Consider the following 14,119-nt stretch of genomic DNA (forward strand, 5'->3'; position numbering starts at 1 on the left):
TGGCGCCCACGGCCCATGTGGTCTCCGATGGCCTGCAGGCCTTTGCTCAAGTCTTGCAGGTAGGCGCCACGCATGAGCGTCATGTGACGGGTGGCGGACGACAGGCAGCCAGGACACCCCAGCTGCGCTGGGTCAACACGATGCTGGGCAACCTCAAGACCGCCCAGGCCGGCACTTACCATTCCTTTGACCATGCCAGATACGCCGCGCGCTACCTGGCTGAGTTTGCCTACCGCTTCAATCGCCGCTTTGACTTGGTGGCCATGCTGCCCAGGCTGCTGCGCGCGGCCGCTACGACAAAGCCCCAGCCTCTGACCATACTGCGCATGTCTGAGGCAAGTCGCTAATCAGGTAAAACTGGCCTCCAGCCCTTGATGGACGAGCGCCAGAAGCTATTGAAAAGTGAGCATTCATGCATGGCATGCGTGCTCTTTTTCTTGCCGCCGCCATGCTGAGCCCCTACGATGAACACTTCGCTTCAGCGTCCTTGGCTAGCCCTGCCAGCGGGAGCTCGTTCCTGCGGAATCCCCAACTTCTCCGCAATCGGCCAGGCGCGGTGACTGGCCTCATTTATCAGGAGATCAAGCCATGTCCAGATTGCGCTTCAAAATTTCCATGTCACTCGACGGCTATGTTGCCGGCCCCAGCCAGAGCGTGGAAAACCCGCTCGGCCTGGGCGGCACACGGCTGCACGAATGGGCCTTTCGGCTCAAGGAATTCCGCACCCTGCTGGGCCTGGAGGGCGGGGAGCGCAATGAAAGCAGCCCGGTGGTGGAAGAATCGCTCGCCAACATTGGCGCCACCATCATGGGGCGCCATATGTTTGGCGGCCACCCCGGGCCCTGGGACGCCGACAAGCCCTGGACGGGCTGGTGGGGCGCCAATCCGCCCTTTCATCATCCGGTGTTCGTGCTCACGCACCACGCCCGCGCGCCGCTCGAGATGCAAGGCGGGACACGCTTCATCTTCGTCACCAGCGGCATTCAAAGCGCACTGGAGCAGGCCTGGCATGCCGCCGCCGGCAAGGACGTCTGCCTGGCCGGCGGTGCGCATGCCGCGCAGCAGTATCTGGCCGCCGGCCTGGTGGACGAGATGGAAATCAATCTGGTGCCAACGCTGCTGGGCAGCGGCGAACGGCTGTTCGATGGCGTGGGCGACAGTCTGTACGGCCTTCATCTGGTACGCACCGTGGCCGCGCCCGGGGTCACTCACCTCAAGTTCGCCAGGCCCTGAGAAGGAATCGTTGAAGCCACCGAGTTTTTCTGCAGTTCGCGAACACCGCCGTGAGCGGCACCTTGAAGGCTGCTAACCGGTTTGCATGGGCTTGGGCGGCGCGTCTTGCCCGGCTGTACCGATGCGTTCGTATTCGGAAATGACCTGCGCCCCCAGCAGCAGCAGCGTGGCGGCAATTTCCAGACTCAACAACACGACGATGGACTTAGTCAGCGAGCCATACACCACACCGACCTGCGACAGCGTGGCAAAGTACCAGACCAGCACATGGCGCGTCAGCTCCCAGAGCAGCGCCGCCGCCACGCCGCCAATCAGCGCGCGGCGCAGCGACAACTTGCCCACCGGCATCACCATATACACCGAAGTCAGCATGAAGATCTCGCCAGCCAGACCCAGCAGGTAAAGCAGGACGCCCGAAAATCCGCTGAGTGACCAGCGCCAGCCCAAAAATTCGACACTTTTGTCGCCCAGGGCCTGAAAGCTTCCAGCCACCAGCGTCACCAGCAGAAAACCCAGGCCCAAGCAAAAAATGTAACAGTAGGGCAGCACGGCAGAGACCAGAAAATGGCGCCGGCGAATCGCCACGCGGTGCAGGAAAATGACCGACATTGCGTTTTCCAGCACCGTAAAAGCCAGGGAACTGAAAAACAGCATGGTGCCCAGCAATACCCAGCCCATGACTTCCCGATGCGCCAGAAAATTGGTCAGCTCACTGACAATAAAGTCAGACTCTCCCGGTGCCAGCCAGCCGATGTAACGCCCCAATGACGCGAGCAGCGCCGACTGATCAATCACATGCGACAGCGCAATCGCAACCAGGATGAGCAGCGGAACAATCGACAGCAAGGCATAGTAGGCCACGGCACCAGCCAGCAGCAGGCCCTGGTTGGCGCGAAAGCCCTTCAGTACCCGCAGCGCAAAGGCGCCGGGATGGCTAAGTACATATGCTGCCGGCGTTCCAATCATCATCTTCGTGTCGGAATTGGGAAAATTCGTGAGGAAAATTGCTTAACTTCTTGTCGGACGGGAGAAAAAAGCTATCTTTTCAATAGCAAATCAGCGCCGCCTCAGACGTCAATCGCCGCCGCCGAGCCCGCCAGCTTGCGCAGCTCGAACTTCTGGATCTTGCCGGTCGAGGTCTTGGGCAGTTCGCCAAACACCACGGCGCGCGGCACCTTGAAGCCGGCCAGGTGTTTTTTGCAGTGCGCCACGATGTCCTGCTCGGTGCACCTGGCGCCGGCCTTCAGCTCGACAAAGGCGCAAGGCGTTTCGCCCCACTTGGCGTCGGCCTTGGCCACCACGGCCGCCGCCAGCACGTCGGGGTGGCGATAGAGCACGTCCTCGACCTCGATGGAAGAGATGTTCTCGCCGCCGGAGATGATGATGTCCTTGCTGCGGTCCTTGATCTTGATGTAGCCGTCGGGATACATCACGGCCAGGTCGCCCGAGTGGAACCAGCCCCCGGCAAAGGCCTCGGCGGTGGCCTTGGGGTTCTTGAGATAGCCCTTCATGGCGATATTGCCCTTGAACATGATCTCGCCCATGGTTTCGCCGTCCTGCGGCACCGGCCTCATGCTCAGCGGATCGAGCACGCGCACATCGCTCTCCAGGTGGTAGCGCACACCCTGGCGGGCATTGAGGCGGGCGCGCTCGCCAACGTCCAGCGCCTCCCAGCCGGCCTGCGTCGCGCACACGGTGGCTGGGCCATAGACCTCGGTCAGGCCATAAACATGGGTCAGCTCAAAACCCAGCGCCTCCATGCCCTCGATCATGGACGCAGGCGGCGCCGCGCCGGCCACCATGGCCTTGATACCTTTGGGCAGGCCGTGCTTCATGCTTTCGGGCGCGTTGACCAGCAGGCCATGCACGATAGGTGCGCCGCAATAATGGGTGACGCCGTGCTGGCGCATGGCATCAAAAATCGCCTGCGGATCGACCCGGCGCAGGCAGACATTGACGCCGGCACGCGCCGCCACCGTCCACGGAAAGCACCAACCATTGCAATGAAACATGGGCAGCGTCCACAGGTAGACGGCGTGCTTGGGCATGTCCCATTCCAGAATGTTGGAAACGGCATTGAGCGCCGCGCCGCGGTGGTGGTAGACCACGCCCTTGGGGTTGCCGGTGGTGCCGCTGGTGTAGTTCAGCGCAATCGCATCCCATTCGTTGGCCGGCAGCTGCCAGGCAAAGCCGGCGTCGCCGCTGGCCAGAAACTCTTCATAAGTGATGCTGCCCAGGCGCTGCAGCGGGCCGGTGTAGAGCGCATCTTCTACGTCAATCACCAACAGCGGCGCTGTGGACTGGCGCAGCGCCAGCGCTTTTTGCAGGATGCCGGCGAATTCCGGATCGACGATCACGACCTTGGCCTCGCCATGGTCCAGCATGAAGGCGATGGTTTCGGGGTCCAGCCGTGTATTGAGCGCATTGAGCACCGCGCCCGTGACCGGGATGCCGAAATGCGCCTCCACCATGGGCGGGGTGTTGGGCAGCATCACGGCCACGGTGTCGCCCTTGCCTATGCCGCGTTGTTGCAGCGCGCTGGCCAGCCGGCGGCAACGCGTGAACACTTCGGCCCAGTTGCGGCGCAAGTCGCCATAGACCACGGCAAGCCGGCCCGGATAGACCTCGGCCGTGCGTTCAATGAAAGACAGCGGCGACAGGGCCGCGTAATTCGCCTCGGTAGGCGCCAGATCCTGGTCAAAAATGCTGGACATGCTGCGTATCTCCGGGTTTCAGTGGCAATGACACCCATCCTAGCCCCTCTATTGACGAGGCCTTTGCAAGCGGCGGGCACAATACAGCCATGGCTATTCCCTCATCATTCATTCAGGAGTTGTTGGCGCGCACCGACATCGTGGATGTGGTTGGCCGCCATGTGCAACTCAAAAAAGGCGGCGCCAATTTCATGGGCCTGTGCCCATTTCACGGCGAAAAATCACCCTCTTTCAGCGTCAGCCCCGCCAAGCAGTTCTATCACTGCTTTGGCTGCGGCGCCAGCGGCGATGCGATCAAATTCCTGACCGAACACGCCGGCATGACCTTTATCGAGGCGGTGAAAGACCTGTCACAGCAATACGGCCTGCAAGTGCCCGAAGACGACGTGTCGCCGCAAGACCGCGCCAAGGCCGCGCAAATGCGCGAGCAGCAGGCTACGCTGACCAGCGTGCTGGAAAAAGCCGGCCTGGCCTACATACGCAACCTGCGCAACTCCGAGCGCGCCATTGACTATTTCAAGCGCCGCGGCGTCTCCGGCGAAGTCGCCAAGACCTTTGGCCTGGGCTACGCGCCCGAGGGCTGGCGCAGCCTGGCCAGCGTCTTTCCCGACTACAACGACCCGCTGCTGGTGGAAAGCGGCCTGGTCATCACCGGCGAGGCCGGCGAAGAAAACGCCGCCGGCGAGGCCAAGCGCTATGACCGCTTTCGCGACCGGGTCATGTTCCCCATACGCAACGTCAAGGGCGAATGCATAGGCTTTGGCGGCCGCGTGCTGGGTGACGAAAAGCCCAAATACCTCAACTCGCCCGAAACCCCGGTCTTCAGCAAGGGCCGCGAGCTCTACGGCCTGTTTGAAGCCCGCACCGCCCTGCGCGAGCACGGCTACGCGCTGGTCACCGAAGGCTATATGGACGTGGTGGCGCTGGCCCAGCTGGGCTTTGCCAACGCCGTCGCCACGCTGGGCACGGCCTGCACCGCCGAGCATGTGCAAAAGCTGTTCCGTTTCACCGATTCGGTGGTCTTCAGCTTTGACGGCGACAACGCCGGCCGCCGCGCCGCCCGCAAGGCACTGGACGCCGCCCTGCCCTTTGCCAGCGACGTGCGCACCGTCAAATTTTTGTTTTTGCCGGCCGAGCACGACCCGGACAGCTACATCCGCGAACACGGCAAGGAGGGCTTTGCCGCTTATGTCAGCAAGGCCGTGCCCTTGAGCAAATTCATGCTGGAAGCCGCGGCCGAGGGTTGCGATCTGGACACCGCCGAGGGCCGCGCCCACATGGCCAGCAACGCCCGCCCGCTGTGGAGCCTGCTGCCCGAAGGCGCGCTCAAGCCGCAGCTGCTGGCCGAGATTGCCGACCAGGTCATGATTGACAGCCGCGAGCTGCTGCAGCTGTGGCAGCCCAGCGCCCAGGGCCGCAAGTCAAACTATAAAAACAGTAGCAACTCTCGCCCATCAGACAAGGGCTACAGGCCAAATACGCCTAAAGATTCGGGATCTCACCAGGAGCTTCCTGAATTTCCCGATTACCACCCTGCCAATTTGCGCGAAGACCCCAATTACGCCTCGTCCGAGCCTGCCGAGTTCTACTTCGCGCCGCCGGCCGCCGAACCGACGCGCAAATTCGGCAAGTTCGGCAAGTTCGGCGGCAAGTTTGACAACAGCAAAAGCGGCGCCAGCCGTGCCCCGCGCCGCGTGACCGGCCGCATCCTGCCGGCCAGCCGTGAAGACCGTGTGCTCAGGCTGCTGCTGACCGAGCCGCAAAGCTGGGACCGGCTCAGCACCGAAGAGCACCACCTGCTGCTGGAGCTGCCCGCACCGCACGGTTCGCTGTTCACCTGGCTGGAAAGCCAGTTGCACGAACACGGCCCACAGCCCTGGGCGGCCCTGCGGGAAGCCCTGCGCGGCCATGCCCACGAGCATTACGCCGTGGCCCAGCTGGCGCAAATGCTGGAGGGCGTGGTGTCCGACTGGGGCGAGATCCACGGCATCCTGACCCAGCTCAGGCGCATGAAGCGCGACAGTGAAATCTCCGAACTGGCCGCCAGAGCGCCCACCGAGCCGGCCGTGCTGGAACGTTTGCGTGAATTGATGGCGCAATCCCGGGCCGAAAATAGCACCCAAAAGTAGCTCTTGATCCGGGTATAAACGACCCCAAAATGGTATAATCCAAATCTTTCACGGCAAGCGCGACAGCAGCACCTCCGGCACCGGCCCCCTGACACCTCAGGGCACTCACACAAGAGACGGCCAAACTCCCGCAAGGACTGCATCCCAAATGTTCGCCCACACAGCTTGCCCGAAAGACAAATCAGCGCGTGCCCCGGCACGGTCTGGCTTGTTTTTTCAAACCCCTTTCGTTTTGAGCTTTGAATCTTTGTCATCTGCGCCCTGACCGGCGTCAGGCGCAAGGCACATTTTTGTTTACTGGTTGCTGATCGATATTTCATTTTTTCCCGCCACCTGGAGGATTCATGCCGATTGCCAAGTCCAACAAGCCCAAGCAAGCGAAAACCGCCCCAGCGCCCAAAGCGCTGTTACGGCCAGCAGTCAAGCCTCCAGTGAAGACCCCGGTAAAACCGGCGGCAAAAACTTCCAAAGACAGCCATCCTCAGGCGGCGCTTGAAAAGTCCGGAAAAACCGTCATATCCGTTAAACCCAGCGCCCAAAATGCTGCGTCGAGCAAAGTGCCTCCGAAATCCGCTACGCCCTTGAAGAAAGTTCCTGCCGTGTCGCTCCCAATCAGTACCAAAGCCCAGCTAAAAGCCGCCGCAGACGCGCTGCTCGCCGCGCCTGCCAAACCCTCGACCAAAGCCCAGCTTCTGGCTGCCGCAGACGCACTGCTCGCCACGCCCGCCAAAAAGAAACCTGGCCGCCCGCCGAAGAACCCGGCAGCGGCTGTTGAAGGCGGCGCACCGGCCACCACCGGCGCCAAGCGCGGCCGCAAGCCGAAAAGTGCTGTCAAGGCCGATGGCGACGAGGACATGTCGGACATCGAAGCCGAATTTGCCGAAGAACCCACAGCCGTAGAAGCGACGACCGAAAAGGTCAAACCGCTGCGCATGAAGATCAGCAAGGCCAAGGAACGCGCCTTGATGAAGGAATTTGGCCTGGACGAGACCGTCCTGTCCGAAGAAGACATCCTCAAGCGCCGCGTGCGCCTGAAAACCCTGATCAAGCTGGGCAAGACCCGCGGCTACCTGACGCACGGCGAAATTTCCGATCACCTGCCCGACAAGCTGGTCGACGCCGAGACGCTGGAAGTCGTCATCAACATGCTCAACGACATGGGCGTGGCGGTGTACGAGCAGGCGCCTGACGCCGAAACCCTGTTGCTGAACAACACCGGCGCCACCGTTGCCACCGAAGAGGAAGCCGAAGAAGAAGCCGAAGCCGCGCTGTCCACCGTGGACAGCGAGTTCGGCCGCACCACCGACCCGGTCCGCATGTACATGCGTGAAATGGGCACGGTCGAGCTGCTGACCCGCGAAGGCGAAATCGAGATCGCCAAGCGCATCGAGGGCGGCCTCATGAAGATGATGGAAGCGATCTCGGAAAGCCCCGCGACGATTGCCGAAATCATGCGTCTGGCCGAGGACATTCGCGAAGGCAAGGTCGTGATCTCGACCATTGTTGACGGCTTTTCCAACCCCAACGAAGCCGATGACTATGTGGCCGAAGAAGACTTCGACGAGTTCGACGAAGACGACGACGACGACGGCAAGGGCGGCTCCAAGGCCCTGACCAAGAAACTCGAAGAGCTGAAGAAAGAAGCGCTGAGCCGCTTCGACAAGGTCGCCGTCCTGTTCGAAAAGGTTCACAAAACCTACGACAAGGAAGGCTACGGCACGCCGACTTACGCCAAGACGCAAAAAGCCCTCAGTGACGAGCTGATGACGGTGCGCTTTACCGCCAAGACGATTGAAAAGCTGTGCGACCTGCTGCGCGGCCAGGTGCTGGACGTGCGCAAGAAAGAGCGTGAACTGCGCAAAATCATTGTCGAAAAATGCCGCATGCCGCAGGAAATCTTCATCAAGGATTTCCCGCCCAATCTGCTGAACCTGAAATGGGTGGAAAAGCAAGTTGCCGCCGGCAAGCCCTGGTCGGCCGTGATGGCGCGCAACATTCCGCCCATCCAGGAACTGCAAACCAAGCTGGGCGAACTGCAGGCGCGCGTCGTTGTGCCTTTGGGTCACCTCAAGGACATCAACAAGCGCATGAACGAAGGCGAGTCCAACTCGCGCGACGCCAAGAAGGAAATGATCGAGGCCAACTTGCGCCTGGTGATTTCCATCGCCAAGAAGTACACCAACCGCGGCCTGCAATTCCTGGATCTGATCCAGGAAGGCAACATCGGCCTGATGAAAGCCGTGGACAAGTTTGAGTACCGCCGCGGCTACAAATTCTCGACCTACGCCACCTGGTGGATTCGCCAGGCCATCACGCGTTCCATCGCTGACCAGGCCCGCACCATCCGTATCCCGGTGCACATGATCGAAACCATCAACAAGATGAACCGTCTGTCGCGCCAGCACCTGCAGGAGTTCGGCTTCGAGCCCGACGCCAGCATCCTGGCCGAGAAGATGGAGATTCCAGAGGACAAGATCCGCAAGATCATGAAGATCGCCAAGGAGCCTATCTCCATGGAGACGCCTATCGGCGACGACGAGGACTCCCACCTCGGCGACTTCATCGAAGACGGCGCCAACACGGCACCGCTGGAAGCCGCCATGCAGGCCGGCCTGCGCGATGTGGTGAAAGACATTCTGGACAGCCTGACGCCGCGCGAAGCCAAGGTGCTGCGCATGCGTTTCGGTATCGAGATGAGCACCGACCACACGCTGGAAGAAGTCGGCAAGCAGTTCGACGTGACACGTGAACGCATTCGCCAGATCGAAGCCAAGGCACTGCGCAAGCTCAAGCACCCCAGCCGCAGCGACAAACTGCGCAGCTTTATCGATACCCTGTAAAGAGCGGCGGCCTGGAGCCGCCAGCCTTCACCCGCAAAACCCTGCCCTCTTAGGAGCGCAGGGTTTTCTTTTTGGTGCCACCAGCCGGCGCCGCTTGCGTGACCCATGGCCTGGCCGTAGAATCGTGGCATACAACTGGTATACCACTCATGAGCCACGACGATACGACGATAGATGCCCCCATGGAACGGGACCTTGCCTATGACAGGGTGCGCCAGAGCATCCTGTCGCGCCAGCTGGCGGCCGGCTCGGCCGTGTCCGAACGCGGCCTGTCCGAGGCGCTTGGCCTGGGCCGTACGCCGGTGCGCGAAGCCATCAAGACGCTGGCCCAGGAAGGCTTTCTGGAGATCGTTCCCATGCGCGGCACCTTTGTGCGCCAGCTCACGCTGCAGGACTTGCGTGAAATCCATGAGGTCAGGCTGGGACTGGAAGGCATAGCCAGCGTGCTGGCGGCCCAGCGCGGCCCCAGCGAAGAGCTGCGCCAGTGCGCCCAGCAACTCTGGGCAATGCAAGCGTCTACAGTGCCGCTCAACACCGATGCCGCCCAGAAGTTGGGCTGGCATTTCCATGAAGCCATCTTCCGCGCTGCGGGCAACCAGCGGCTGTTGGCGCTGTACCGCAACCTGCGCGCCCAAAGCGGCTTGGCACTGCAGCACAACGAGCACTACGACCGGCTGCGCGTACCCGAGGCCATTGGCGAGCATTTGCACATTTATGCGGCGATAGAGGCGCAAGATGCCGACGCCGCCCAGCGCCGCACCTGGGATCACCTGACCGGCGCGCTGCAGACCAAGCTGCGTCTGCTCACCGCGCCCTGAACAAGCCGCTTACGCAACGTGTTCTCCACCCTGCAGCGGCAGCAAAAACTGCGCTGCGCTCAACCTGAAAGCTTATGCCATGCCTCTGTTTTCTCGCCGCCCCTTGCTGCGCGCCAGTCTGCTTGCCACTGCCGCACTCGTCGCGCCCGTTATGGTTCTAGCCGCCTGGCCGGCGCAGCCGATACGCATCGTCGTGCCCTACTCGCCGGGCGGCAGTTCCGACCTCATCGCGCGGGCGCTGGCGACAGAGTTGTCGCGTGAGCTGGCACAGTCCGTCATCGTCGACAACAAACCCGGAGCCTCGGCCATGCTGGGCGCGGAACTGGTCGCGCGCGCCGCGCCGGATGGCTATACCCTGCTGCTGGCCGACATGCCGCATGTCATCAACGGCAGCCTCTACAAGACCCGCTACGACCCGATCAAGGACTTCAGCGCGCTGGGCTTGGTCGGCACCACCCCGCTGGTGCTGGTGACCAACCCCAACCTGCCGGCCAAAACGCTGAAGGAATACATCGCGCTGGCCAAGGCCAAGCCCGGCAAGCTCAATCTGGCCTCGGGCGGCAATGGCACGACCACCCACCTGATGGGCGAGCTGATGAAGCAGCGCCTGGGCCTTTACATCACGCACATTCCCTACAAGGGCTCCGGCCAGGCCATGGGCGATGTGGTGTCCGGCCAGATTGAAGCCACCTTCGCCACCGCACCGGGCGCGATTCCGCATGTGCGCTCAGGCACGCTGCGGGCGCTGGCGGTGAGCAGTCCCAGCCCCCTGTCCACCCTGCCCGGCGTGCCGACCTTTGAGCAAAGCGGCGTGCAAGGCCTGACCGTGACGCACTGGTTCGGCCTGCTGGGCCCGGCCAAGCTGTCACCCGAGATCAATGCGGCCCTGCAAAAAGCCCTCAGCAACTCATTGGCCGCTCCGGCCCTGCAGCAGCGCTTTGCCGCCATGGCCGTGGACATCACGCCCGCCACACCGGCCCAGTTCACCCAGCGCATGGAAGCGGACAGCGTGCGCTGGGCCCGCGTGATCCAGGACGCCAAGATCAAGGCCGACTGATGAGCCTGGCCAAAACACCGCCTGTGCTGGTGGACCTGCGCAGCGACACCGTCACCCTGCCGACGCCGGCCATGCGCGAGCGCATGGCCAGTGCGCCGCTGGGCGACGATGGACTGGAGGGCGACCCGACGGTGCGCGCGCTGGAAGAAAGCACCGCCAGCCTGCTGGGCAAGCCGGCGGCGCTATTCGTTGCCAGCGGCACCATGGGCAACCTGGTGGCGGTGCTGGCGCATGCGCGCGGGCCGGGCGAGGTGCTGGCCGGCGCCGCCAGCCACCTGCTCAACTCGGAACGGGGCGGCGCTGCCCTGGCCGGCCTGCATTACCGCGGCCTGCCGGAACACGCCGGGCGTCTCGACGCCGCGGCGCTGGACGAAGCCATCGATGTACGGTCATCGGCGCGCTGCCCCACGGCCTTGGTGGTGATGGAAAACAGCCACAATGCCGCCGGTGGCACGGTGTCTACAGCGCAGGAGATGGCCGCCATTCATGCCATAGCCAATCGCCACGGCGTACCCGTGCACACCGACGGCGCCCGGCTGTTCAACGCCGCAGTGGCGCTGGGCGTGCCGGCTGCAGCGCTGGCCGCGGCGACGGATTCGCTGACCTTTTGCCTCAGCAAGGGACTGTCGGCCCCGGTCGGCTCTATGCTGGTCGGACCCACCGCCTTCATCGAACGCGCGCGCGGCATACGCCGCATGCTGGGCGGCACCCTGCGCCAGGCGGGTGTCATCGCCGCCGCCGGCTTGGTGGCGCTGGAAGGCATGACCGAGAGGTTGGTCGAGGATCATCGCCGTGCCCAGGCGCTGCACGCCGGTTTGCGCGCGCTGGATGCCTCCTGGTGCGGGCCCGAGCTGCCGCAGACCAACATCGTGCGGGTGCGCGTCGGCAGCAGCTCGGACGAGGGCCGGCGCTGGGAAGCGGCGCTGGCCGCGCAGGGCGTGTTGGTGCGCGCCGGCAGCGGCGGCTGGTTGCGGCTGGTGACGCACAGGCACATCGATGACAGCGCCATCGCCACGGCACTGGCCGCCTTTGCGCAGCTCAGCCGGGCAGCACGCTGAAGCGGTAAACCGTGCTGCCGGCCCGGCTGTGTCCGGGCTGAATCAGCGCAGTGGGAAAGGCCGGGCAATTGGGTGCATTCGGATAGCCTTGGGGCTCAAAGCACAGGCCTTGCTGCTGGAAATAAACCTGCCCACTCTTGCCTGGGCCGCCCGGCAGGCTCATTTGCGGCTGCAGGCCGGTATAGAACTGCATGACGGGCTCGGTCGACCAGACTTCCATCACGCGCCCGCTTTGCGGCGCGCTGACGTGAGCGCACAGCGCCAGGCCGGCGGGTGACTCGCGTCGGATCAGGTAAGCGCTGTCATAGCCATCCAGGGTTTGAGCGCCTGCCCCAGCAGCAGCCTCACCGACCCGGGTCTTCAAGACCGTAGGCTGGCGAAAATCGAACAGCGTTTTTTCTACCGGCAGCAGCTCGCCGCTAGCCACCAGCTCGGCATCCATCGCCAGGTAGTGGTCTGCGGCAATCATCAACTCGTGGTCCAGGGCGCTGCCGCTGGATTCGCCGTTGAGATTGAAAAAAGCGTGGCTGGTGAAGCTGGCCACCCCGGGCTTGTCCTGGGCCGTCGCCTCATAGTCAAGCACCAGTTCATTGCTGTCGAGCACACGGTAGACCAGGCTTAGCGCCAGCGTCCCGGGGAAGCCCTCTTCGCCATCGGCAAACACATAGCGCATTTCCACGCTGGACTCATCGCGCTGAACCGCATCAAAGACCCGCATGCGCGAACCCCTGAAGCCGCCGTGCAGGCAGTGCTGGCCGTTGTTGGCTCCCAGCAGGTACTCGCTGTCCCCCAGCGTAAAACGGGCATGGCCCAGGCGCCCCGCATAACGTCCGATGAAGGCGCCCATGGAAGGCGATCCGCCTATCGCGCCCTCCAGGTTGTCATAACCCAGGACCACGTCGTCCAGACGCCCGGCCCGGTCGGGCACCAGAATCTGTTCTATCTTGGCGCCGTAATTGGTGATGGCGACGACCATGCCGCTGGCATTGCGCAGGGTAAACAGACGCACCGGTTTGCCATCGAGTTCGCGCTCAAAGCGCGCAGGATCCAGCGGGGCGACGGAAGAAGTCAAAGCATTAGCGGTCATGGGAAGTCAAGTTTGTTGTGATCCACGTGCGGCCTGCCAGGGCGGGCCAGGGTTCACGCAGAGCCTACACCGTGCCGCAGCGCACGATGCACGGTATTAGTGGCAAAACAAGCCTCTAGCCCATAGCAGACGAGCGCTACCAGCTATCAAATCAGGAGTATTTTTGTCAATCCAGCTTGATACCGGCCTGCGCCACGACCTTGGCCCAGCGGCTGCGTTCGCGGTTAAAGAATTCGTCCTGCTGGACTGAACTCATGGTCACCACCTCGGCGCCCTGGCCCGCCAGCTTGGCTCGGATGTCAGGGTGGCGTATCACCTTGATGAGCTCGGCGTTGAGGCGGTTGACGATGGCCGCCGGCGTGCCGCTGGCCACCAGAATGCCCTGCCAGGTTCCCGACTCAAAGCCCGCCAGACCTTGTTCGGCCAGTGTCGGCACGTCGCCAATCAGGGGCATGCGAGTGCTCTTGGAAACGCCCAGTATCTTGAGCTTGCCGCTTTGCACAAAAGGCAGCGTCGCCAGCATGCCGTTCATCAAGACCTGGGTCTGGCCGGCAATCGTGTCTGTCACCGCCTGCGAGCCGCCCTTGTAGGGAATGAACTGCCATTTGGCACCGCTGGCGCGCTCCACCGCCACACCGGCCAGATGGGGTGCACTGCCCATGGCGGTGACGGCAAAATTCAGCTCGCTGCGTTTGGACAAGGCCACCAATTCCTTCAGGTTGTTGGCCTGAACAGAGGGATGGACCACCAGCAAATGCGGCGAATAAGCCAGCATGGTGATGCCGCGCAAATCCTTGCTGGGATCAAACGCCAGCTTGGTGTAGACCGAAGGACTGATGGCCAGCGCGCCGGTATCGCAAAGCAGCAGCGTGTAGCCGTCTGGCGCTGACTTGGCAACGATATCCGCGCCCAGATTGCCATTGGCCCCGGCCTTGTTGTCGACGATGACAGGCTGCTTGAGCGCCTCAGACAAAGGCTGGGCAATGGCCCGCGCAATGATGTCCGAAGAGCCGCCCGGTGGATAGGGCACCACCAGCCGGATCGGCTTGGCCGGCCAGCTCTGTGACTGCGCACTGGCAGCGCCCATACCCAGGGCCAGCGAAGCGCCCAGAAGATCACGTCGATTGATGGCCATGCTTGTCTCCGTCTCGTTGTTAATACACCGGCCGCCCGACGGCAGCCT

At 62.9% G+C, this 14,119-nt stretch carries 11 protein-coding genes; 7 read left to right on the forward strand and 4 right to left on the reverse strand.

Going from position 1 to position 14,119, the window contains the following annotated elements:
* Both BM160_RS09710 and BM160_RS09715 read left to right on the forward strand, forming a co-directional pair.
* Positions 1–347, forward strand: a 347-nt coding sequence (locus BM160_RS09710; RefSeq protein ID WP_143093211.1) for a transposase, incomplete at its 5' end; no start/stop codon positions are given.
* A gap of 241 nt (positions 348–588) precedes the next feature.
* On the forward strand, positions 589–1,233 hold the full coding sequence (locus BM160_RS09715) for a dihydrofolate reductase family protein (RefSeq protein WP_092004183.1): 645 nt from the start codon (positions 589–591) through the stop codon (positions 1,231–1,233).
* 72 nt (positions 1,234–1,305) lie between these two features.
* Here the strand turns inward: BM160_RS09715 and BM160_RS09720 are convergent, their stop codons facing one another.
* On the reverse strand, positions 1,306–2,202 hold the full coding sequence (locus BM160_RS09720; protein ID WP_092004186.1) for a YihY/virulence factor BrkB family protein: 897 nt from the start codon (positions 2,200–2,202) through the stop codon (positions 1,306–1,308).
* Positions 2,203–2,300: 98 nt separating this feature from the next.
* Positions 2,301–3,947, reverse strand: a complete 1,647-nt coding sequence (locus tag BM160_RS09725; RefSeq protein ID WP_092004189.1) for an acyl-CoA synthetase — start codon at positions 3,945–3,947, stop codon at positions 2,301–2,303.
* Positions 3,948–4,036: 89 nt separating this feature from the next.
* Here BM160_RS09725 and dnaG point away from each other — a divergent pair, with 89 nt between their 5' ends.
* The 5 genes from dnaG (at position 4,037) to BM160_RS09750 (ending at position 11,849) form a co-directional block, all read left to right on the forward strand.
* On the forward strand, positions 4,037–6,076 hold the full coding sequence (gene dnaG, locus BM160_RS09730; RefSeq protein WP_092004191.1) for a DNA primase: 2,040 nt from the start codon (positions 4,037–4,039) through the stop codon (positions 6,074–6,076).
* Between the two features lie 344 nt (positions 6,077–6,420).
* Positions 6,421–8,916 carry an RNA polymerase sigma factor RpoD gene (rpoD, locus tag BM160_RS09735; RefSeq protein WP_092004194.1) on the forward strand — a complete coding sequence of 832 codons (2,496 nt, stop codon included), beginning with the start codon at positions 6,421–6,423 and terminating at the stop codon, positions 8,914–8,916.
* 149 nt (positions 8,917–9,065) lie between these two features.
* A complete protein-coding gene (locus BM160_RS09740) occupies positions 9,066–9,734 on the forward strand; it encodes a GntR family transcriptional regulator (RefSeq protein ID WP_092004198.1) in 669 nt (222 codons plus the stop codon).
* 79 nt (positions 9,735–9,813) lie between these two features.
* Complete coding sequence (locus BM160_RS09745; protein WP_092004200.1) at positions 9,814–10,791, forward strand: Bug family tripartite tricarboxylate transporter substrate binding protein; 978 nt, start codon at positions 9,814–9,816, stop codon at positions 10,789–10,791.
* On the forward strand, positions 10,791–11,849 hold the full coding sequence (locus tag BM160_RS09750; RefSeq protein ID WP_092004203.1) for a threonine aldolase family protein: 1,059 nt from the start codon (positions 10,791–10,793) through the stop codon (positions 11,847–11,849). Before BM160_RS09745 ends, BM160_RS09750 begins: the two co-directional genes overlap by 1 nt.
* Here BM160_RS09750 and BM160_RS09755 read toward each other — a convergent pair.
* Together BM160_RS09755 and BM160_RS09760 are read right to left on the reverse strand one after the other, a co-directional pair.
* Positions 11,830–12,936, reverse strand: coding sequence for an aldose epimerase family protein (locus BM160_RS09755; RefSeq protein WP_092004207.1), 1,107 nt, complete (start codon positions 12,934–12,936; stop codon positions 11,830–11,832). The genes BM160_RS09750 and BM160_RS09755 overlap by 20 nt on opposite strands.
* 166 nt (positions 12,937–13,102) lie before the next feature.
* Positions 13,103–14,071, reverse strand: a complete 969-nt coding sequence (locus tag BM160_RS09760; protein WP_092004210.1) for a Bug family tripartite tricarboxylate transporter substrate binding protein — start codon at positions 14,069–14,071, stop codon at positions 13,103–13,105.
* Positions 14,072–14,119 lie beyond the last annotated feature (48 nt).

Source organism: Polaromonas sp. OV174 (assembly GCF_900112285.1).
Classification (GTDB): Bacteria; Pseudomonadota; Gammaproteobacteria; order Burkholderiales; family Burkholderiaceae_C; genus Polaromonas.